Here is a 20,388-nt window from a genome sequence, read left to right on the forward strand (position 1 = left end):
GCGGTGCCTGCGGGCACAGCGGGTCCTCGGGTCAATGTCGGTCGCCGAGAACCACCCCGCCGTCCACGCCGGACCGGCACCCGGATCACACCGGGATCCGCAAGACCGGGACGACCCGGCTCGAGTTGAAAAGAAGAGGTAAGCGCTGTGCCCACCTATGCGCCGAAGGCGGGTGACACCACACGTTCGTGGTATGTCATCGACGCCACCGACGTGGTGCTTGGCCGGCTCGCCGTTGCGGCAGCAACCCTGCTGCGCGGCAAGCACAAGCCGACATTCGCACCGAACGTTGACGGCGGTGACTTCGTCATCATCATCAACGCCGACAAGGTCGCCATCAGCGGCGACAAACTGCAGAAGAAGATGGCTTACCGCCACTCGGGTTACCCGGGCGGACTGCGCAAGCGCAGCATCGGCGAGCTGATGGAGACCCGTCCCGACCGTGTCGTGGAGAAGGCGATCCTCGGGATGATCCCGCACAACAAGTTGGGTCGTCAGATTCAGCGCAAGCTGCACGTCTACGCCGGGCCGGTGCATCCGCACACCGCCCAGCAGCCGATCCCGTTCGAAATCAAGCAGGTGGCGCAATGACCGAGACCGCATTTGAAGGTGCTGAGGTCCCCGAGGTCGACGAGACCGTCGTTGAGGTTGTCGAGGACGTAGTGCACGAAGACGCCGCGCCGGCCTACCAGCCGCACGACCTGGGCCGTCCCATCCAGACCGTGGGCCGCCGCAAGGAGGCCGTGGTCCGGGTGCGCCTGGTGCCCGGCACCGGCAAGTTCAACCTGGACGGGCGCACGCTCGAGGCCTACTTCCCGAACAAGGTGCACCAGCAGCTGATCAAGGCTCCGCTGGTCACCGTGGACCGGCTGGAAAGCTTCGACGTCTACGCCCACCTCGACGGCGGCGGTCCGTCCGGCCAGGCCGGGGCGCTGCGTCTGGCGCTGGCCCGCGCGCTGATCCTGGTCCAGCCCGAAGACCGCCCGGCCCTGAAGAAGGCCGGCTTCCTGACTCGTGACCCCCGGGCCACCGAGCGCAAGAAGTACGGTCTCAAGAAGGCCCGCAAGGCTCCGCAGTACAGCAAGCGCTGATCTGCGATTGCATTCTGGCAGCGAGTTGGGGGTGCCTTCCGCACGCGGAAGGTGCCCCCGGCTTGCTTTTGAGGGTGGTGCTTTTCGGTCCGGCACCGGCGTGTCGGGCCGGGGGCACGCACGCTCGCGGCGATAAAGGATAGTTATGGGTCGACTTTTCGGCACCGACGGCGTCCGCGGGGTTGCCAACCGCGAGCTGACCGCCGAGTTGGCGGTTGCGCTGGGCGGCGCCGCGGCGCAACGGCTGTCCACCAGCACCGAGCGCCGGGTCGCCGTCGTCGGCCGCGACCCCCGCGCCAGTGGCGAGATGCTGGAGGCCGCCGTCATCGCCGGGCTGACCAGCCAAGGCGTCGACGCGCTGCGCGCGGGCGTCCTGCCGACCCCGGCGGTGGCTTATTTGACCAGCGCATATGACGCCGATTTCGGGGTGATGATCTCCGCCTCGCACAATCCGATGCCCGATAACGGCATCAAGTTCTTCGGCCCGGGCGGCCACAAGCTCGACGACGCCACCGAGGACCAGATCGAAGACCTGGTCGCCGCCGGCCCGGGACTGCGCCCGGTCGGCGCCGATCTGGGCCGGGTGGTCGATGCCGCCGACGCGCTCGAGCGCTACCTGCGCCACGTGAGCGAGGCCAACCCGACCCGGCTGGACGGCCTGACCGTGGTCGTGGACTGCGCGCACGGTGCGGCGTCGCAGGCAGCGCCGGATGCCTACCGAGCAGCCGGTGCCACCGTGATCGCGATCAACGCCGAACCCACCGGACTCAACATCAACGACGGCTGCGGGTCGACGCATCTGGAGCCGCTGCGGGCGGCGGTACGTGCCCACGGCGCCGACCTGGGCTTGGCGCACGACGGCGATGCCGACCGGTGCCTGGCGGTGGACGCCGACGGCAACGTGATCGACGGCGACGCCATCATGGTGGTGCTGGCCCTGGCCATGCGCGACGCGGGCGAACTGGTCGAGGACACCCTGGTCGCGACCGTGATGAGCAACCTCGGCCTGCACCTGGCGATGCGCGATGCCGGGATTACGGTGCACACCACCGATGTCGGTGATCGCTACGTCCTGGAGCAACTGCGGGCCGGCGGATTCACCCTCGGCGGCGAGCAGTCCGGTCACATCGTGCTGCCCCAGGTGGCCACCACCGGTGACGGCATCATCACCGGCCTGCGGCTGATGGCTCGAATGGCCCAGACCGGGCGCCCGCTGGCCGATCTGGCCGCGGCGATGTGCACGCTGCCGCAGGTGCTGATCAATGTGGAAGTCACCGACAAGGCCGACGCGGTGGGCCATCCGGCGGTGCGGGAGGCGGTTCGGCGCGCTACCGAGGAGCTCGGCGACACCGGGCGAATCCTGTTGCGGCCCTCCGGTACCGAACAGCTGGTGCGGGTGATGGTGGAGGCGGCCGACTCAGAGACCGCCCGCCGGGTCGCCGCCGAGGTTGCCGACGTGGTGCGCGCCCGGCGCTGACTCGGGCGAATCGGCGGGAACCCCGCTCGCCGTGGCGGCGTCCTACCCCGTATGGGACGACAGCAGCTCTACCTCGATGCGGCGGCGTTGTGTTGGGTGGCCGACCACTTCGACACGACCGCGGCGGGCATGGACATCGCCGTGCGGATCCGGCTGGGCGGATTGACCTTCGGCGGCGCCACGGCGGGCCGGGACTGGATCGGGGCGGGGGAGGAGCTGCGCCGCGCCCTGCATGCCTGGGTGCCGGAGCTGATCCGCTGGTCGCGGGCCACCACCGAGATCGCCGCGGCGCTGCGGGCCGCGTCGGTGCGCTACCGGCAGGCCGAGGTGCTGGCGGCGCAGCGAGTCGGCTGACGTGGCAGCGCGATTCGATGTGCCCGCACGGCTGGCGCAGGGGAGCGAGGCGGTCGCTGTCACCCAGGCCTACGTCTCGGCGTGCCACCGACGGGGCTACCGCGATGCTGAAATCACCGGCTATGACGGCCAGCTCGCCGACCGCTACGACAGTGAAGCCGGCCTGGACCTGCGGGCGCTCGACTCCGACTGCACCGCGTTGCGCGCCCTGGCCGACGCCGCCCAGGATGCACTGCTCACCCAGCGCCGCCACCTTGCCGCGCTTCAGGACGCCTGGCGTGGCCCCGGTGCCGACGCCGCCGCGGAGTTTCTGCGCCGGCACTGCGACACCGCTGCTGGGCTCACGGACCGGCTGCGCGCCGCGGCCACCGGGCTCGGTGTCCTGCGCGACGAGCTGTGGCGGTTGGTCGATGCCAAGGCCGCGGCCGTGCTGGGAGTCGATGAGCGGGTGGGCGCGCAACGGTCGGCTTGGCTGTCGGCGGCATGCGCGGTGAACGCCGGCACCGCGGACGAGCGGGCCGTCGACGTCGTGGAAAAACAGGTGCTCCCCTACGTGGACAACGATGTCCGCCGCGATTGGGTCGCAGCAGTCCAGACGGCCCAGGACGGCATTGCCGAGGCATACCGCACCGCGATCGCCGCAGCCGGCCCCGGGCCGGGGGTGTGGTTCGCCGTTCCGGCAGACCTCGGGCCGATCCCGCCGCCCGAGGGCCCGGAGACTGTGCCGATTGCCGACCCCGATGGTGGCCGGCCGCCAGCGGCTGTGGTCGCGGCGTCGACCGATCCGGCGCAGCCGGTTGGCCCGGCGGCCCCGGAGCCGCCCCAGCCGAGGCCACCCGCCGGACCGTTCGACGCCGGTGCGCCGGGCCATCCCGGCGCGTTCGAGCCGTCCGGGACGCGGGCCGTCCCGGGCGACTGGGGCTGGCCGTCGGCCGGCCCGCCCAGTGGAACCGGCGGCGGACTGGGCAGCCTGCCCGGATTGCCCGGGCTGGGCGGGCTGATCCCGGGGACCGCCGACACGTTCGGTGCCGATGAGCCGTTCCGCGATCCCTTCGAGGACCGGCCCCGAGCCGAAGCCGAGGGCGTCGCCGACTCCGAGGAGCCCGCAGACCCTGACGAAGCCGCCGACGCCGAGCCGGAGTCAGATCCCGCCGAGTCGCCCGCTGACCGAGACGATCCGCAGGACCGACCGGGCGACGCGCCACTCGGTGAAGCATCGGGGGAGGCGGCCCCGTCGGGCGGCAGTCGCGAACCGGAAGCGCCGAGCGCCGACAGCGATGCCGGGCAGCCCTTGGCGGCGCCGGACGTCGCACCTCAGACGCCGTGCGACATCGCGGCCCAGGAGCTGCCGCACGCGGGCGGGTGAGCGTGCCGCACACCCGCGGGTCAGTGCGGGCAGGAGCGCGCGGCCGGGCCGCGCTGGGTCACGACGGAAGCAGGTCGCGCAGTTCTTCGACGTAGCGCAGCGCCTCGTCCGGCCCGGTTGCCAGCGGGGCCACCAGCAGCGTTGTCACGCCGGCCTCGGCGTAGGCGGCGAGTCGTTCGGCCACCAGACCGCGGGGCCCGACCAACGAGGTGTTGCGGACCAGCTCGTCGGGCACGGCATTGATCGCCTCGGTCTTGCGTCCGGCCAGGTAGAGCTCTTGAATGCGATCGGCGACCTCGCCGAACCCGTAACGGGTGGCCAGGTTGTGGTAGAAGTTCCGGCCTTTGGCGCCCATCCCGCCGATGTACAGCGCCAGCTGAGGCTTGGCCCAGGCCAGCCGGTCTTCCACGTCGTCGCCGATGGCCAACGTCGACCCGACGATAACGTCCAGGGGCGCCATCGCAGGATCGCGTCTGGCCGCACCGGCCTTCAGCGCGTCGCCCCAGATGTCCTGCGCCCGTTCCGGATAGAAGAAGACCGGTTGCCACCCCTCGGCGATCTCGGCGGTCAGCTCGACATTCTTGGGCCCCAGGGCGGCAATCGAGATCGGAATGCGCTCCCGGACCGGATGGTTGATCAGCCGCAAAGCCTTGCCCAGACCGGTTCCGCGTTCGGGCGGAAGGGGCAGTTGGTAGTGCTTGCCCGCATAGTTGAGTCGTTCCCGGCGCCAGACCGCCCGGCAGATCTCCACGACTTCGCGGGTGCGTCCCAGCGGAGCGTCGAAGGCAACGCCGTGAAAGCCCTCCACCACCTGCGGGCCCGACGTGCCCAGGCCCAGGGTGAAGCGGCCGTTCGACACGTGGTCCAGGCCGGCCGCCGTCATGGCGAGCAAGGCGGGAGTCCGGGTGTAGATGGGCAGGACCCCGGTGAGCAGTTCGACCCGCGAGGTCTTGGCGGCCAGGTACCCCAGCTGGCTGATGGCGTCGAACGAGTAGGCCTCGGCGACCGCGACCACGTCTATGCCGATCTTCTCCAGCTCGACGACCTGCTCGACGGCTTCCATGAATCCGCCCGCGTAGCTCAGCTGTGTCCCGATGCGCACCATTCACACATACCAGTCTTTGCTGACGGCCCAGCGCCTCGGGGCGGGGCAGCGGCGGCTACTCAGGGAAAAAATATGGCGCATCACGAGGTAGTCGTGCCATCGCGAGGGGTGCGAACGGGGACCGCGGACCGCGGCTACCCGAACAGTGCGGCGAGCTTCTCCTCCGGCGGCAGCGGCTCTGGCAGGGGGCCCGGTGCCTGGGTTCGCGGCAGGGCCGCCTGCGGGTCGGCGAAGGCCCGGAACGCTTTGTCGCCCACCAGTTGCGCCATGAGGTATCCGGTCAGCAGGGCGCGCACCCGTCGCTGGGTGCGTCGGTCCGACGTCGGCAGGCCGAAGAACCCGGTGAGGCGGCGGCCCTGCGGCAGCCCGGCCGGCGACACCTTGTCGATCACCCGCAGCGTGGCGGGCCGCCATGCGTGGGCCAGCTCGATCGCGTTGGAACGCAACGCTTTGGGGTCACCGGCGCTGCTGAACACCACGCCGGGCACATCGAGTGCGGCCGCCGCCAGCTCGGCGGGCGGTGTGGTGACGGTCGGGAAGATCGCCGCCACGGCCTTGGGCGTGATCGGCAGTGCTGCCGCGGCGAACACCGCGGCCGAACCGCCGAAGCCGTGACCGGCAACGCCGAGCCGGCCGGGGTCGACGCTGATACGCCCCGGCCCCAGCCGGATATCGATGGCGATCTCCAGGGCGCGGCCCAGGTCGGCGGCCAGGGTCAGCACCGACGGCGCCAGCCCTCGTTCGGTGGCCGGGGCCACCGCCACGACACCCCATGAGGCCAGGTGCTCGAGCAGTCCGGCGTAGCGATCGGCCCCGGTCAGCCAGTCGTGCCCGAATGCCACGGCGGGCAGCCGGTACCCGGACGCGGGCGTGTACACGACCCCGGCCAGGCCGGCATAAGCCAGGTCTCCGCGCAGGACGCGATGCGGGCCGGGGCGGGTCAACGCGGCGTAAAGACGCTTGGTGCTGGCCATCCGATGACGGTAACGCACCGGCGACACCGGCGTTGCGGGGTCAGTCCGGTCGTGCCCTCCAGTACTGCAGTGCCACCGCCTGCTGCGCCGCGGCGGCGGTCCGGGCGGCCGCCGCGGGATCGGCGGGACCGGTGCGCCTACCCGGCGCCGCCCGCCGCTGCGCCACCGCGGCGAAGCCGCCGTCGAGGTAGCGCTGGCGGGCGGCCTGGCGCTGGATCTTGCCGCTCGAGGTGGTCGGGATGGAACCGGGACCGACCAGGACCACCTCGTGGGGAGCGATTCCCTGGTGGCGCACAACGGCTGCCGCGATCGCGTCCAGCATGCCGGCGTACGCGGCCTCACCTGCTGGCTCGACCTCCTGGATCAGCACCAGTTGCTCGTCGGCATTCGGCCCGGTGCCCGCGGCGAAGGCCGCGCCCCGGCCGGACAACAGCGCCGGGTGGCTGCCCTGCGCCGTCTTCTCGATGTCGTTGGGGTAATAGTTGTTGCCGCGGAAGACGATCAGGTCTTTGCAGCGTCCGGTGATGAACAGCTCCCCGGCTCGCAGAAAGCCCAGGTCCCCGGTGCGCAGGTAGGGGCCCTCCCGGGTGTCGGCCAGGTAGGCCCCGAACGTCTGCTCGGTGTCCTCGGGCTTGCCGCGATAGCCCTGGGCGACGCATGGCCCGGAGACCCAGATCTCGCCGACCTGATCGGGGCCGCGGCGCCGTCGCGTCTCGGGGTCGGCGATGACGATCTGCTGACCGCCGCGAGGGCGTCCGCAGCCGACCAGGGCCACGGCGCGGGGATCGTCGTCGGCGGCATCGGTGATCTCGACGACCCGGTCTTCGCCCAGCGCGGTGCGGTCGATATGGCGCACGACCGGTGCGGCGGCGTCCGATCCGCCCGAGACCAGCAGGGTTGCCTCGGCCAGGCCGTACACCGGCAGGAACGCCTCCGGCCGGAAACCGGCCGGGGCGAAAGCCTCGGCGAAGGCCCGCAGGGTGCTGACCTGCACCGGCTCGGCGCCGTTCATCGCCGTCGACCACTGCGACAGGTCCAGCGCCGCGCGCTCCTGCGCGGTGCTGCGCTCGACGCAGAGCTGGTAGGCGAAGTTCGGTGCGGTGGCGGTGGTCGCGCGGTACCGGGACATGGCTTCCAGCCACCGGATCGGACGGGTGATGAAGCCGGCCGGCGACATCAGCACCGTCGTACCGCCGACGAACACGCTCTGCAGGATGCCGCCGATCAAGCCCATGTCGTGGTGCTGGGGCAGCCAGCACACCGCGATCTTCTGGTCGTCGCCGTCCCACGCCTGGTGGATCGCGGCCAGGTTCGCCAGCAGGTTGCCGTGTGTCAGGACCACACCCTTGGGCGCCCGGGTCGAACCGGAGGTGTATTGCAGTGTGGCGGTGGTGCCGCCGTCTACCTCTGGCGGTTCCCAGCTGTCCGGGTCCGCGCCGAGGTCGTCGGGGGCCAGCCACAGCGGCGGGCGCTTGGTCATGCCGTCGACCTGCGGCCTGAGCTTGTCCTGCGTCGCGGAGTCCGCCAGGGCGAAACCGGCTCGCGCATCGGGAGCGATCAGTGCCAACCGCCCGAGCCGATCCTGCACCGGCACCGCGACCGCGCCGGCATACAGGCAACCGAAGTAGGCGGCCACGCTGTCCAGACCCGGCCGGCAGACCACAAGAACACGACGGCCCGCCGCTTCCTGCTGTTGCAGACCCGCCGCGATCGCTCGTGCGCTGCGGTCGAGTTCGCCATAGGTGAGCGCACCCTGCTCGGCTGTGCCGTCCGGATCGAACACGAACGCGACCTTGTCCCGATAGCGATCTGCCTGCCGGCGGAGCAGCCCCACCAGGCTGCCGGAGGCGGTCGGAGGGTGCTGTGGCATGTCGTTCCCCAACCCTTCGGTTCCCGGCCGACTTCCCCCGCGGATCGTGGCGCGGAGTCTCAACATAACCGCTGCGGCTGCGCCGCAGAGCCGGGTTGGCCCCAACGGGCGGGCGCCCAGGACCGAAAGCGCGACGACCGGCTACCACAATTGCGGGCGCGTTGACAGCAAGCTGCCAGGAACGCAGCCGAGATTGTGTCTTGTATCACAGCAAAAATATAACTAACGTGGGTGTCACGCTCAGTTGCGCATCGGTGGCAGGGCACTTCGACAGTGAGGAGCACTCACATGAATCCTGTATTACGTCCTTTTGTGACCGCCGGAGTAGCGGTGGTCGGCGCCGGCATGATCACGGTCACCCCGGTGGTCGCGCCGCTGCCTGAAGTCCACGGCGTCGGCGATATCGCCCTGACCGCCGGAATTGACTTCACCGGCGCGTGGAGCGATGCCTTCAGCACCGCCCAGGCCAACGTCTCGGAGCTGCAGAACGCATTGCAGGACGCCAACAACGCCTTAAGTGAGGCGCTCAGCAACGCCGACCCGGAAAATCTGAGCTTGGAGCAGCTGGGCGCCGCCCTGACGTTCCTGGGCGGCGACCAGAAGGGCTTCCTCAACCCGCTGGCTCAATTCACCACCAGTCTGCCCTCGGGCGAAGGCGGGATCGGGGACCCGGGCTTCGGCCTCGGCAACTTCCTGCTCTACGGCCTGCTCACCAACCAAGGGGAAGAGCTGGCCCCCGGGCTCATTCCGGCAATCCCCGACCCCATCCCGGAGATCGTCCAGGTCCTGGCCTCGCCGCTGTCCGGTCTGCTGATCGGCGCCCTGGGTCCGTACCTGTCGCCGTTGGTGGAGCTGTTCAACAGCATCGAAGCCATCAGCGCCAATCTCGGCGGCGAGGACCCGGACGCCATGGCGGCGCTGCAGGAGCTGATCAACATCCCGGCGAACATGTTCAACGGCTGGCTCAACGGCGCCACGATCAACCTGGACTTCCTGCTCCCGACGATCAGCGAAGCCGGCCTGCTGCCGGAGGGCGCGGCCATATCCGGACTGAGCTTCGCCTTCGGCGGGCTGCTGTCCCCGGGAGAAGTCGGCGGCAACCTGGAGGCTCTGCTGGGGTCAGAAATTCCTCCGCCCGTCTTCGGTGGCGGCTCGATCCTCAACGGGCTGGGTATCACCATTTCGGTCACCGACCCGCTCGAGCTCGACCTGGCGTTCGGCCAGGGCCAGGGGGTCGGGTTCCTCGGCGCGCTCGCCGGACTGGGGCAGTCGCTCGCGTTGCTGCTCACCGGCGACCTGGACTTCGACGGGCCCCCGGTGGAGGTTGTCCCGGATCCCGGGGTGGCTACCGACTTCGACTTCGGCGCCCTGTGGGCGGACCTGTTCGGCGGCGCGTAGCAGCGATCGGGCGCTGATCGCCCCCGGACGCTACGGTTTGGGCTTGCAACCGCGACGGCACTGACCAGCGCGATTGCTCGGCGGGTGCTGCCCGTGCACTACCCTGAACAGCTATGTGCGGAATCGTCGGCTACGTCGGGCAGCGGTCTGCTCGTGACGTCGTCGTCGAGGCCCTGCGCCGGATGGAATACCGCGGCTACGACTCAGCGGGTATCGCCGTCGTCGACGGGGTGGGACAGCTGACCGTCCGGCGCCGTGCCGGCCGGCTCGCCAATCTGGAAGCCGAACTGGCCGCCACCGACCCCGCACTGCTGGTCGGGGGCACCGGCCTGGGCCATACCCGGTGGGCCACCCACGGCCGGCCCACCGACCAGAACGCTCACCCGCATTGCGACACCGTCGGGGAGTTCGCGGTGGTGCACAACGGCATCATCGAGAACTTCGCCGTGCTGCGAGACGAGCTCGAACGTTCCGGCGTCGAGTTCAGCAGCGAGACCGACAGCGAGGTGACCGTCCACCTACTGGCGCGGGAGTACCGGCAGGGCGAGACCGCCGGTGACTTCGTGGCCTCGGCCCTGGCGGTGCTGCGCCGGCTCGAGGGCCACTTCACCGTCGTGTTCGCCCACGCCGACGACCCGGGAACGATCGTGGCCGCGCGTCGGTCCACTCCGCTGGTGGTCGGCATCGGTGACGGCGAGATGTTCCTGGGCTCAGATGTGGCGGCGTTCATCCCGTTCACCCGGGACGCGGTCGAGCTGGGCCAGGACCAGGCGGTGGTCATCACCGCCGACGGCTACCGCATCACCGACTTCCACGGCAACGACGACACTGCCGCAGCTCGTCACTTCCACATCGACTGGGATCTGTCGGCCGCTGAGAAGGGCGGCTATGAGTACTTCATGCTCAAGGAGATCGCCGAGCAGCCCACCGCGGTGGCCGAAACCCTGCTGGGGCACTTCGAGGACGGTCGGATCGTCCTCGACGAGCAGCGCTTGAGCGACCAGGAGCTGCGCGAGATCGACAAGGTGTTCGTGGTGGCCTGCGGCACCGCCTACCACTCCGGCCTGCTGGCCAAGTACGCGATCGAACACTGGACCCGCTTGCCGGTAGAGGTGGAGCTGGCCAGTGAGTTCCGCTACCGCGACCCGGTGCTGGACCGCAGCACCCTGGTGGTGGCGATCAGCCAGTCCGGCGAGACGGCCGACACCTTGGAGGCGGTCCGGCACGCCAAGGAGCAGAAGGCCAAGGTGCTCGCGGTGTGCAACACCAACGGCTCGCAGATCCCGCGCGAGTGCGACGCGGTGCTCTACACCCGCGCCGGGCCGGAGATCGGTGTCGCCTCCACCAAGACGTTCCTGGCGCAGATCACCGCGAACTACCTGGTCGGCTTGGCGCTGGCGCAGGCCCGGGGCACCAAGTATCCCGACGAAGTCGAGCACGAGTACCGGCAGCTGGAATCGATGCCCGAGCTGGTGTCGCACGTGCTGGACGGCATCGATTCGGTTGCCGAGCTGGCCCGCCAGTTCGCCCGCTCGCCCGCGGTGCTGTTTCTGGGTCGCCACGTCGGTTACCCGGTGGCCCTCGAAGGCGCGCTCAAGCTCAAGGAGCTGGCCTACATGCACGCCGAGGGTTTCGCCGCCGGCGAGCTCAAGCACGGTCCGATCGCGCTGATCGAGGACGACCTGCCGGTGATCATTGTGATGCCCTCGCCCAAGAACGCGGCAATGCTGCATTCCAAGCTGCTCTCCAACATCCGTGAGATCCAGGCCCGCGGCGCCATCACCATCGTGATCGCCGAGGAGGGCGACGAGACGGTGCGCCCCTACGCCGACCACCTGATCGAGATCCCCGCGGTGTCAACGCTTTACCAGCCGCTGCTGTCGACCATCCCGCTGCAGGTGTTCGCTGCCGGGGTGGCGCAGGCCCGTGGCTACGATGTGGACAAACCGCGCAATCTGGCCAAATCGGTCACCGTCGAGTAGCGGGAGTTGCAGTGCGACGATTGTTGGTAGTGGCGTGCGCCCTGATGGCGGTATTCGCTCCGGTGACGAATGCCGTTGCGGCCAATGAGGTTCCCGACCTCGATCCGCTGTTCGACGACAGCGGTCCGCTGCCTGCCACGGTTACCGACCTCACCGGTATCCCGGATCTGGCGTTCACCACCATGTCCGGCCTTGCCTGCCGCAAGAGCCGTGGGAAGGTGACGCACAGCATCGCCTGTGCGGGAAATCTCGTCGGGACTCCGCCGGGAACCCGCAGCGTGAGTCTTGGCACGGTTCACGCCGAGGGCAACGGCCCGGCGCAATTCCTGCCGATGGCACCGGCCGGACTGCTCGGAAACCCGGAGAAGGTTCCCTCGATCATGCTGGCACCGGGCCACAAGATCGTTTTCTGGGACTTCTCGCCCACCGAGTCACTGGTCTGCGGGGCTCCGCTGGGCACCGAGGTGGTGTGCGTGCTCAAGGCCGCGCACGAGAACGGCGCCAAGGCCGGCGACCCCGCCGTCACCCACGGCTTCGTCATCGCCGCCCCGCACAGCGAAGTCTTCTAGCACACCGGCGTTTGCCGGCCGCGTCGCAAACGCAGTTCGCCCGCTCGGCCACTGCCGGCAACTGTCGGCCGGTGCGGCGAAACCGTGGCGAGACGTGTTGGGGTGATGAGACGATGCAGCCGTCGTCATCGACCCCTGACCATTTCGAGTGAGGAGCCGCCTTGTCCAACGGCAATCCTGTGGTACACGTCAATCGGGCCAGGCTGCTGCTGATGATCGGCATGGCGGTCTTCTTCGTCGCGTCCTACGTCGTCACAGTGGCGCTGTATGAGCGGGCCGGGTGCGGATGCCCGCGCCATCTCACCGAAGGCCAGGCATCCGTCGACGGAACGACCGTGACCATCGACATCGAGGACCTGCAGACCGTAAAAGGCACGCTGACCGGCAAAGTCACCATCACCCCGGGACCGTCGCTGCTCGACCCGAACACCCACGGACTCACCGAAGACCTCAGCATCGCGGTGCACTCCGCGGTCACCCCGACCAAGCGCAGCTGGACCAAGGGGACGGTGCCCGGCGAGTTCCCGGTCCCGTTGACCATCTCCGGTAACTCGGCGAAATGGCCGTTCGACCATTACAAGACGGGGCCTATCACCGTTGATGTCATGCGCGGGGATGCCACCATGCCCGAACGGATGTCGGTGACGTTTGTCGATCACATTGCCGGCTGGAAGAACGAGATCGCCAGCGACCGTGACACCGGCCCATACCGGGTGGCCCTGCATCGATCTCCGAGCACGGTGGCCTTCGGCGCCGTCATCGTCGGCGTCCTGGTCGCCCTGGCCGTGGTCGCGGTCGTGGTAGCCGTGCTGACTTTCCTGGGCTGGCGAAAGTTTCAGCCGCCGATGACGACCTGGTATGCCGCCATGCTTTTCGCGGTGGTTCCGCTGCGCAATGCGCTGCCCGACGCGCCGCCGATCGGATCCTGGATCGACGTCACGATCACGCTGTGGGTGATCGTGGCGCTGGTGATGTCGATGCTGCTGTTCATCTACTGCTGGTGGCGTGATCTCAACCCCGAGCCGGGCACGCCGGCCTGACTACGGTGAGCGGCATGTCCGTCACCCTCGACGAATTGCACCTTGCCGATCCGGCCGACACGTGGCGGTCGGCCGGGTTCAGCGTGGACCCCGACGACATCTGCCGGGTGGGTGAGGTTCGGCTACGGCTGGCCGGAGGCGGCACGGGCATCCTCGGGTGGGCACTGCGGGGCCTGCCCCAGGACGGCCCGCTCGACGACATCCCCACCTCCCATTCCATCGCGGCGGCCGCCGAGCCGGCTGCGCATCCGAACGGCGTGACCTCGATCGATCACATTGTGCTGGTGTCCCCCAACTTGTCTCGCACCGTCGAGGCATTGGGTGCCGTCGGGCTGCAGTCGCGTCGGGTCCGCGACGCCGAACTCGGCGGCCGGCCGATGCAGCAGATTTTCTTCCGGCTGGGGGCAGTGATCCTCGAAGTCGTCGGGTCGCCCGAAACGGCGACGGACGGCCCGTCATCGCTGTGGGGCATCACCTACGTCGTCGCCGATATCGAGGCGACTGCGTCGTTCTTCGGCGAGCGTATGTTGCCGGTGAAGGACGCCGTGCAGCCCGGCCGCCGGATCGCCACGCTGCGGCACCGCGATCTGGGTATGTCGGTCCGCACCGCGATGATCTCTCCGCCTATCCTCAGCCGATGACCGAATCCACCGATGACGTGGTCGTCATCCACACCGACGGTGGGTGCCGCCCCAACCCGGGCCCGGGTGGCTGGGGCGCGGTGCTGCGTATGCGCCACCACGTCCGCGAGATGTGCGGGGGCGAGCCCGGCGAGACGAGCAACAACCGGATGGAGCTGACCGCACCGATCATGGCGCTGGAAGCCCTCACCCGGCCGGTGGTGGTACATCTGCACACCGACAGCACTTACGTCCGCAACGGCATCACCACCTGGGTTTCAGGCTGGGAACGCAACGGCTGGCGGACCGCCGCCAAGCAGCCGGTGAAGAACGTTGATCTGTGGCAACGGCTTCAGGCCGCCTGCGCGCGTCACCAGGTTGAGTGGTTCTGGGTGAAAGGCCATTCGGGGGTAGCCGACAACGAGCTGGCCGATGAGCTGGCGACACGGGGCCTACGGGAAGCGATCGCCGAATCGGCCATACGCACCTTGGCCGGCGGTGGCCGCGCGGCAGGTGGTGCGCCCCACTTAGGAGTCAGCCACCCACCGCAGTGATATAGCCGCCAATACCCGCAGTGCACGCCGCGGCGGTCAGCACCAGGGTCGCCAACGCGAACGGCCAGGCCGGGTTACGGCGCACCAGTCGGACGATGGTGACGACCGTTCCGGCCACAACGACTACGGCGGCAGCCGCGAATCCGGCCGCGATTGCTGTGACGCCTGCATCGATATTGCAGGTCGAGGGCGGGCAGTTGTCCGTGAAGGCCATCAGGAACAGTCCCAGAAACGCGGCCACACCACTGCCGATGAACGTCAGGGCTAAGGCTGACAGGGCCCCCGCGAGATCTCCCCGCGAGATCGGCGGCTTCGGCGGCGGGTAGCTCTGGGACATCTTCATGGATGCTACCGATGCTTGTGCTCGGTGGGGCGGGTTCGCGCGCCGGAATGTACGCGGTTGGACGGCCGACGACGTCGCGGCACAGCGGGGTCTTCTCGGCCGTCACGGATGCCGGGCGGTGACGCCACCATCGACCACGATCTGGGTCCCGGTGATGAACGACGCCCGCGGTGACATCAGGAACGCCACCGCCTGGGCGACCTCCGCCGGTTGACCGATCCGCCCCAGCGGCGCAGCTGCCACAAAGCCGGCCGCGACTTCTGCGACGTCGAGGGCGATCTGCAGCATCGGGGTCTCGATGAAGCCGGGACAGACCGCGTTGACGCGGATTCCGGCCGGGCCCAGCTGGGCAGCCATCGACCTGGTCAGCCCCAGCAGTCCGGCCTTGGAGGCGCAGTAGGCCGGGATGAACGGGTTGGCGGTCAACCCTTCGATGCTCGAGATACCGACCACTGCCGGGTCGCCGCCGGCTCGGGCGGCAGCCTCCAGGTGCGGCAGCATCAACTGCACGAGCATCGCCTGGGCGCGCAGGTTGACATCGATCACCGCATCCCAGGACTCGGCGGTGTAGGCGCCCACCGGCTCGGGCAACACCCGGCCGGCAGCGTGCACCAGACCGTCGATGCCGTCCAGCGCGTCGGCCGCCGCCGTGACCGCTGCGGGCATCCCGTCGTCGTCGCAGACGTCGACGATCGCGCCGGGCATCCGCAAACCTGCGGCTACGTCCTGGACCGCTGGCGCGATGTCCCACAACGCAACCCGGCGACCTTCGGCGACCAGGGCCTGGGCGCAGGCCCGGCCGATCCCCGATGCTGCCCCGGTGACGACCACTCCGCTCACCTCAGCGCTCCTTTGCGATGACGAACTGCGACCAATCCGGTTCACGCACCGCCGACCAGTACTCGTCGAGCCGCCACGGGCTCACCGTGTGAATCTCGCCGTCGGCGTTCTTGAAGTAGGAATGCTTGATCGCCGGATGTGCCCACACGGTCTTGGAGATCGCCACCTGGGTGGCCTGATGCCATTCGGCGGCGGCCTGCGCGGTCGGCTCGATCGAATGCAGCTGCTCGCCGGCAAGCTTTGCCAGGCAGGCATCGATGTAGCGCATCTCCAACTCGGAGTTGAAGATCAGACTGCCACCGTGCGCCAGATGCGCCCCCGGGCCGTAGAGCACAAAGAAGTTCGGGAACCCCGGAACCGTGATACCCAGATACGCATACGGTTTGCTGCCCCACAGCGCGTGCAGATCGATACCGTCACGACCGGTGATGCGCATCGGCCACAACACATCGGTATGCCGAAAGCCGGTGGCGTACACGATCACATCCACTTCATGGTGGTCGCTGTCATCGGTCTCCACGCCTTGCGGGGTGATCCGCCGAATGGGGGTACGGACCAGTTCGACGTTGTCGCGTCGCAGGGTGCGCAGCCAGGTGCCGTCGTCCTGAAGGGTGCGCTTGCCGGTCGCGGGGTAGTCCGGTAACACCTTGGCCAGCAGCTCGTCGTCGTCGCCCACCTGTTCGGTGATCCAGCCGGTGAACATCAGCCGGGCCAAGGCGTTGAGCTCGCTCACCGCGTAGTCCTGGTCGGGATAGTCCGGATCTACCCGGGCAGCCTCCAAACCCTTGTCGGCCCCGGGCCACAGCAGCAGGAAGCGGTACCAGCGGCCGTAGAACGGCAGGTGCTCCAGCGCCCAGCGCACCCCGTCGTCGACGGCGTCGTGATACATCGGGTTGGGAAACATCCACTGTGCAGTGCGCTGAAACACCGTGAGGTGCTGCACTTTTTCCGCGATCGCCGGTGCGATCTGAAATCCGCTGGCGCCCGCTCCGATCAGCGCGACCCGCTTGCCGGTCAGGTCGACGCTGTGATCCCACGCCGCGGAGTGAAACGCTGGTCCGGCCAAGCTGTCCGCTCCATCGAGATCGGGCAGATGCGGCCGGTTGAGCTGACCGACTGCGGTGATCACCGCGCGTGCCGCCAGCATGGACACCGAACCGTCGCCGGTGCGGGTGGTCAACGTCCAGGTTCCGGTGTCCTCGTCCCAGGTGGCGTCGGTGACCTCGGTGCCCCAGCGAACGTGTTCGCCCAGGCCATGTTTGGCCACCAGGCCGGCGAAGTACGCCCGCAGCTCCGGCTGTTCGGCGAAGTAATGTCGCCAGTTGTTGTTGGGTTCGAAGCTGTAGCAGTAGAAATGGTTCGCAACGTCCACCCGGGCGCCCGGATAGGTGTTCTCCCACCATGTTCCGCCCGGGCCGTCGTTCTTCTCCAAGATGGTGTAGGGGATGCCGGCCTGGGCCAGCCGGATTCCGGCCAGCACGCCGGATTCACCGCAGCCGATCACCGCCACCGGAAATTCGGCTGCGCGGGCCGGGTCCAGCGCGTCCGGACGGCGCGGGTCGGCCCCTTCGAGGTCGAGCTCTTCACCCAGCAATCCCAAGTAGGTGTCCGGGATCGTCTCACAGGCCGCCCAGTCCAGCATCTCCTTGACCAGCTCGGCGGGCAGGGGAGCGGGCTGCGGGCAGCCGCGGTCGCGGTACTCCACGATCACCGGCAGCGCTTCGGCGCGGGCACGGGCCTTGTCCTCCTCGGACATGAACCCCTGGATCTCGTTGAGGAAGATCCCGTTCTGCTTGAAGTCGCGGATGAAGCGGGGATCACCGGTGATGTGTACGCACGACAGCAACAGGGTGGGGATGGACACCTGCTCCAAAGCGGAGGCGATCGCAGAATCGCTGGTGCTGAACGGCTTCCCGGCGTAGCGGTTGCGCAACAGCTCGACCTTCCCCGCATTCGCTACTGTGCGACGCGAAATTGAATCGGACGATACGCGAGGCGCAGGCGCCGATCAAGGGTGGCGGGGGCTCACCCGGCCGCGTCGATCTTCGCGGTGATCGAGTCGAGCAGGGTGTGTACCGCCACTACCGAAGGAGTTGTGCGTGCGGCTGTCGAAGCAGTTGTGTGTGCGCACACGGCGGCGCGGACAACAACGTTGCGGCGTACAGTCAGCCTGGTTTCACACGTCCAGTCGGGGTTGACGTTGTCCATCATCACGGCCCCGAGTACGCCGTCGGAGTCGGTGAAATTATCGATAAACCAGAGCTGGTCGGCTGATTCGTCCGCGCTGGCAGAGCGGCTGTTGACAATACGGATGTTGCACTTCTGCCACGCAGCGCTCTGATTGGCGTAGAAGGTCCGGGCAGCGGCGGCGTGCGGATAACCGGTCACGGACATTAAGACATGCTTCATCAGGAAGCGGGGATCGGGTTCGGCCGGACTGTTCCACCGCTGCCAGCGGATTGCAGTCCAACCTGATCCTGTGTAGGCCTGGGAGGAGACGCTGGCGATCCCTTGGCAATCGGCATCCGCCAGATCCTCGGGGTCGATGTGCTCACCGTGCGTCACCAGATCGATGGCGGGGTCGTCCACCGCGGAAGTGACGACGCCCCGAGCCGGGAACAGGCCGTCGAGCGCGGCGACGGGCACCAGGCGGCCGGAAGCGGAGAGGGGTGCCGGTGTGCGGTCGGGGGAGGCGGCAGGTGACGATGGGGCGCTGGCCGGCGGGTGTTCGTCCTGTTCGCGGCGTATGACGGTGACGGTGAGCGCCACGACAATCGCCGTCAATACGCAGACCAGCCCCAGCAGCATCCGGATCAGTCGACGGTTGCCGTTCGGTGGGGGAACCGGTGGCCAGAATGGCGGGACGGGGCCGCCTGGCGCCGGCGAGATGGGCTCGTTGGTCGGTGGGAAGCGCGTGGGGTCGTAGCGGTAGGGCGACTGCCTCATGGGATCGCTCATAAGGGCACCTCATCCCCCTGGGTACCGGCAATAGACGGACGGTGTCGTCAGCACGAGACGTTATCAGCGGGTGGTCCGCCGCAACCCGCATTGGCTGCGCGGCAGTGCGTCTCGGTACGGCCGCTGTGCATCAATGGTCGGCTCACCCGGCGGCGTCGACCTGCGGGGCGATCGCGCCCAGGATGTCCTGCGCCGCGTTGGCCGGGATGGTGTCGCCGCAGACATCGGCCTGGGCGATCACGTTGTTGCGGACGGTCAGGGCGTCCTGGCACGACCAGCCGCCGCCGCCCTCGCTGATCGCGGTCGTCTTGACCACCTCATCGGACTCGGTGACCTCGGTGATGGTCCAGAACACCGGCGGCTCATCGGCGCCATTGGTGACGGTCATGTTGAGGGTGCGGCCGGCGCACCGCTTCCACTTCTCGCTCTGCTTGGCGTAGAAGGCATGGGCGTTCTCGGACCGCGGAAAGGTGGCCACCGACACCAGTACGGCGTGCTTGAGGTCGTGGGTGTCGATATCGGCCGGGCTGTACCAGCGCTGCCAGCGGATCGCGGTCCAGCCGGTGCCCGCGTAGACCGGCCCGGAGGCCACGGAGCTGATTCCCTGACAGTCGGCGTCCACCACCGTGATGTCATCCATCGCGTCGCCGCTCACCACGATGCCCAGATCGGGGTCGGCCACCGCCGCGGCGAGAACCTCCTGGCGGGGGAGCAGTCCCTCGATCTTGGCGACCGGCACCGGTGGCCGGTCGGGGGATGATGCCGCGGTCGCGGTCGAGGTGGCGGTCGGCGTCTTCGGAGTGGGTTTGGCCGTGTGATGCCGATCGCGTCCGGACAGCACGATGGTGAGCCCCACGCCGATCACCGCGATCACACAGGCCGCGGCGACCAGCACGGCGGCACGTCCGGGGCGCCGCGGCGGCGGCGGCATACCGAGACCCGGCGGCAGCAGCGGCGGCGGGAAAGGACCCCCGCCGGGCGGCGGAAAGGGCCGGTTCATCGGCGCAAACGGGTCCTGGCGGTACGGGTCGGGTGACGGACCGTGCGGTTCGCTCATAGATGCCCCCACATCCCCTCGGGGCCGGCCGCCGCTGGATGGCCCGATCGTGAAGGTGAGGTTATCAGCGGTCGGGCTGCCTCGTCCCGTCTTGATCGTGCGACGCTGTACGCCGTGGCGAACGTCAGAACGCGGCTGGCCGCGGTGTGGCACTTCGTGCACACGGCCCCGCTGACCTACCTGTGGTTGGCCGCGCTGGGGGTCACCACCGCCATCCAGCACCTGGTCGGCCCGCACCTGCACACCATGCTCGTGGAGCAGTCCACCAACCTGCATCACCTGGCCACCGATCCGCTGGAGGTGCTGGTCTCGAGTCTGCTGTGGATCGACGGCAAAGACTGGTCGCCGTATCTGGTGCTGTTCAGCCTGTTCCTGGCGCCGGCCGAACACTGGCTGGGCCACCTGCGCTGGCTGATGGTCGGGTTGATCTCCCACGTCGGAGCCACCTACGCCAGCGAGGGTGCGCTGTATGTGTTGATCCACCTGCACCGCGAATCGGAGCGGTTGACCTACGCCCGCGACATCGGCGTCAGCTACTTCCTGGTGGGCGTCATGGCGGTGCTCACCTACCGCATCCGCCGGCCGTGGCGCTGGGCCTATCTGGCGGCGCTGGCCGTCATTTTCGCGGTTCCCCTGATCATCAACCCGGATTTCACCGCGATCGGCCATGCCGCCGCCCTGCTCATCGGATTGGCCTGCTATCCGCTGACCCGCCACCATCCGCTGCGACATCACCCGAGCGCCGCCGGCGGCCACTAGCGTGACAGTCGCGACTATCGCGACAATCGCG

At 68.8% G+C, this 20,388-nt stretch carries 20 protein-coding genes; 12 read left to right on the forward strand and 8 right to left on the reverse strand.

Annotation, left to right across the window (positions count from 1 at the left end; translation table 11 throughout):
* The first annotated feature begins 147 nt into the window (after positions 1 to 147).
* The 5 genes from rplM to AWC02_RS18205 all read left to right on the forward strand — a co-directional run bounded on the left by rplM (position 148) and on the right by AWC02_RS18205 (position 4,288).
* A complete protein-coding gene (gene rplM / locus AWC02_RS18185) occupies positions 148 to 591 on the forward strand; it encodes a 50S ribosomal protein L13 (RefSeq protein WP_024443784.1) in 444 nt (147 codons plus the stop codon).
* Positions 588 to 1,091 carry a 30S ribosomal protein S9 gene (gene rpsI, locus AWC02_RS18190; protein ID WP_109561058.1) on the forward strand — a complete coding sequence of 168 codons (504 nt, stop codon included), beginning with the start codon at positions 588 to 590 and terminating at the stop codon, positions 1,089 to 1,091. Before rplM ends, rpsI begins: the two co-directional genes overlap by 4 nt.
* Positions 1,092 to 1,236: 145 nt before the next feature.
* Entirely contained in the window at positions 1,237 to 2,568 is a 1,332-nt protein-coding gene (gene glmM, locus AWC02_RS18195; RefSeq protein ID WP_085130071.1) for a phosphoglucosamine mutase, read from the forward strand.
* Positions 2,569 to 2,619: 51 nt separating this feature from the next.
* Complete coding sequence (locus AWC02_RS18200) at positions 2,620 to 2,922, forward strand: type VII secretion target (RefSeq protein ID WP_085130072.1); 303 nt, start codon at positions 2,620 to 2,622, stop codon at positions 2,920 to 2,922.
* 1 nt (position 2,923) lies between these two features.
* Positions 2,924 to 4,288, forward strand: a complete 1,365-nt coding sequence (locus AWC02_RS18205; RefSeq protein ID WP_085130073.1) for a hypothetical protein — start codon at positions 2,924 to 2,926, stop codon at positions 4,286 to 4,288.
* A 58-nt stretch (positions 4,289 to 4,346) separates the two neighbouring features.
* On the opposite strand, the gene AWC02_RS18210 is transcribed toward AWC02_RS18205, so the two are convergent.
* The 3 genes from AWC02_RS18210 to AWC02_RS18220 form a co-directional block, all read right to left on the reverse strand.
* The gene (locus tag AWC02_RS18210; protein WP_109561059.1) at positions 4,347 to 5,393 is read right to left on the reverse strand and encodes an LLM class F420-dependent oxidoreductase; all 1,047 of its coding nucleotides are present in this window, start codon (positions 5,391 to 5,393) and stop codon (positions 4,347 to 4,349) included.
* A 134-nt stretch (positions 5,394 to 5,527) separates the two neighbouring features.
* Positions 5,528 to 6,367, reverse strand: a complete 840-nt coding sequence (locus AWC02_RS18215) for a dienelactone hydrolase family protein (RefSeq protein ID WP_085130074.1) — start codon at positions 6,365 to 6,367, stop codon at positions 5,528 to 5,530.
* 40 nt (positions 6,368 to 6,407) lie between these two features.
* Complete coding sequence (locus AWC02_RS18220; RefSeq protein ID WP_085130075.1) at positions 6,408 to 8,237, reverse strand: fatty acyl-AMP ligase; 1,830 nt, start codon at positions 8,235 to 8,237, stop codon at positions 6,408 to 6,410.
* Between the two features lie 288 nt (positions 8,238 to 8,525).
* Here AWC02_RS18220 and gjpA point away from each other — a divergent pair, with 288 nt between their 5' ends.
* The 6 genes from gjpA (at position 8,526) to rnhA (ending at position 14,400) form a co-directional block, all read left to right on the forward strand.
* Positions 8,526 to 9,635: an outer membrane porin GjpA gene (gjpA, locus tag AWC02_RS18225; RefSeq protein ID WP_085130076.1), complete on the forward strand. Its 1,110-nt coding sequence runs from the start codon at positions 8,526 to 8,528 to the stop codon at positions 9,633 to 9,635.
* A 113-nt stretch (positions 9,636 to 9,748) separates the two neighbouring features.
* Entirely contained in the window at positions 9,749 to 11,617 is a 1,869-nt protein-coding gene (glmS, locus tag AWC02_RS18230) for a glutamine--fructose-6-phosphate transaminase (isomerizing) (protein WP_085130077.1), read from the forward strand.
* A 44-nt stretch (positions 11,618 to 11,661) separates the two neighbouring features.
* Entirely contained in the window at positions 11,662 to 12,186 is a 525-nt protein-coding gene (locus AWC02_RS18235; RefSeq protein WP_085130078.1) for a cupredoxin domain-containing protein, read from the forward strand.
* Between the two features lie 212 nt (positions 12,187 to 12,398).
* Positions 12,399 to 13,226 carry a DUF4436 domain-containing protein gene (locus AWC02_RS18240; protein ID WP_085130133.1) on the forward strand — a complete coding sequence of 276 codons (828 nt, stop codon included), beginning with the start codon at positions 12,399 to 12,401 and terminating at the stop codon, positions 13,224 to 13,226.
* Positions 13,227 to 13,240: 14 nt separating this feature from the next.
* Positions 13,241 to 13,867: a glyoxalase gene (locus AWC02_RS18245; RefSeq protein WP_085130079.1), complete on the forward strand. Its 627-nt coding sequence runs from the start codon at positions 13,241 to 13,243 to the stop codon at positions 13,865 to 13,867.
* A complete protein-coding gene (gene rnhA / locus AWC02_RS18250; RefSeq protein WP_085130080.1) occupies positions 13,864 to 14,400 on the forward strand; it encodes a ribonuclease HI in 537 nt (178 codons plus the stop codon). Before AWC02_RS18245 ends, rnhA begins: the two co-directional genes overlap by 4 nt.
* On the opposite strand, the gene AWC02_RS18255 is transcribed toward rnhA, so the two are convergent.
* The 5 genes from AWC02_RS18255 to AWC02_RS18275 all read right to left on the reverse strand — a co-directional run bounded on the left by AWC02_RS18255 (position 14,381) and on the right by AWC02_RS18275 (position 19,598).
* Positions 14,381 to 14,737, reverse strand: a complete 357-nt coding sequence (locus tag AWC02_RS18255; protein WP_085130134.1) for a hypothetical protein — start codon at positions 14,735 to 14,737, stop codon at positions 14,381 to 14,383. The genes rnhA and AWC02_RS18255 overlap by 20 nt on opposite strands.
* A gap of 108 nt (positions 14,738 to 14,845) precedes the next feature.
* The gene (locus tag AWC02_RS18260) at positions 14,846 to 15,583 is read right to left on the reverse strand and encodes an SDR family NAD(P)-dependent oxidoreductase (RefSeq protein ID WP_085130081.1); all 738 of its coding nucleotides are present in this window, start codon (positions 15,581 to 15,583) and stop codon (positions 14,846 to 14,848) included.
* Position 15,584: 1 nt separating this feature from the next.
* Positions 15,585 to 17,516 carry a flavin-containing monooxygenase gene (locus tag AWC02_RS18265; RefSeq protein ID WP_085130082.1) on the reverse strand — a complete coding sequence of 644 codons (1,932 nt, stop codon included), beginning with the start codon at positions 17,514 to 17,516 and terminating at the stop codon, positions 15,585 to 15,587.
* A gap of 92 nt (positions 17,517 to 17,608) precedes the next feature.
* Positions 17,609 to 18,391: a sensor domain-containing protein gene (locus AWC02_RS18270; RefSeq protein WP_237160521.1), complete on the reverse strand. Its 783-nt coding sequence runs from the start codon at positions 18,389 to 18,391 to the stop codon at positions 17,609 to 17,611.
* A 292-nt stretch (positions 18,392 to 18,683) separates the two neighbouring features.
* Positions 18,684 to 19,598: a sensor domain-containing protein gene (locus AWC02_RS18275; RefSeq protein ID WP_085130083.1), complete on the reverse strand. Its 915-nt coding sequence runs from the start codon at positions 19,596 to 19,598 to the stop codon at positions 18,684 to 18,686.
* Between the two features lie 114 nt (positions 19,599 to 19,712).
* On the opposite strand from AWC02_RS18275, the gene AWC02_RS18280 reads away from it, so the two are divergent.
* Positions 19,713 to 20,357, forward strand: a complete 645-nt coding sequence (locus AWC02_RS18280) for a rhomboid-like protein (RefSeq protein WP_085130084.1) — start codon at positions 19,713 to 19,715, stop codon at positions 20,355 to 20,357.
* The last annotated feature ends 31 nt before the right edge of the window (positions 20,358 to 20,388 follow it).

It is taken from the genome of Mycolicibacter engbaekii (genome assembly GCF_002101585.1).
GTDB lineage: Bacteria > Actinomycetota > Actinomycetes > Mycobacteriales > Mycobacteriaceae > Mycobacterium > Mycobacterium engbaekii.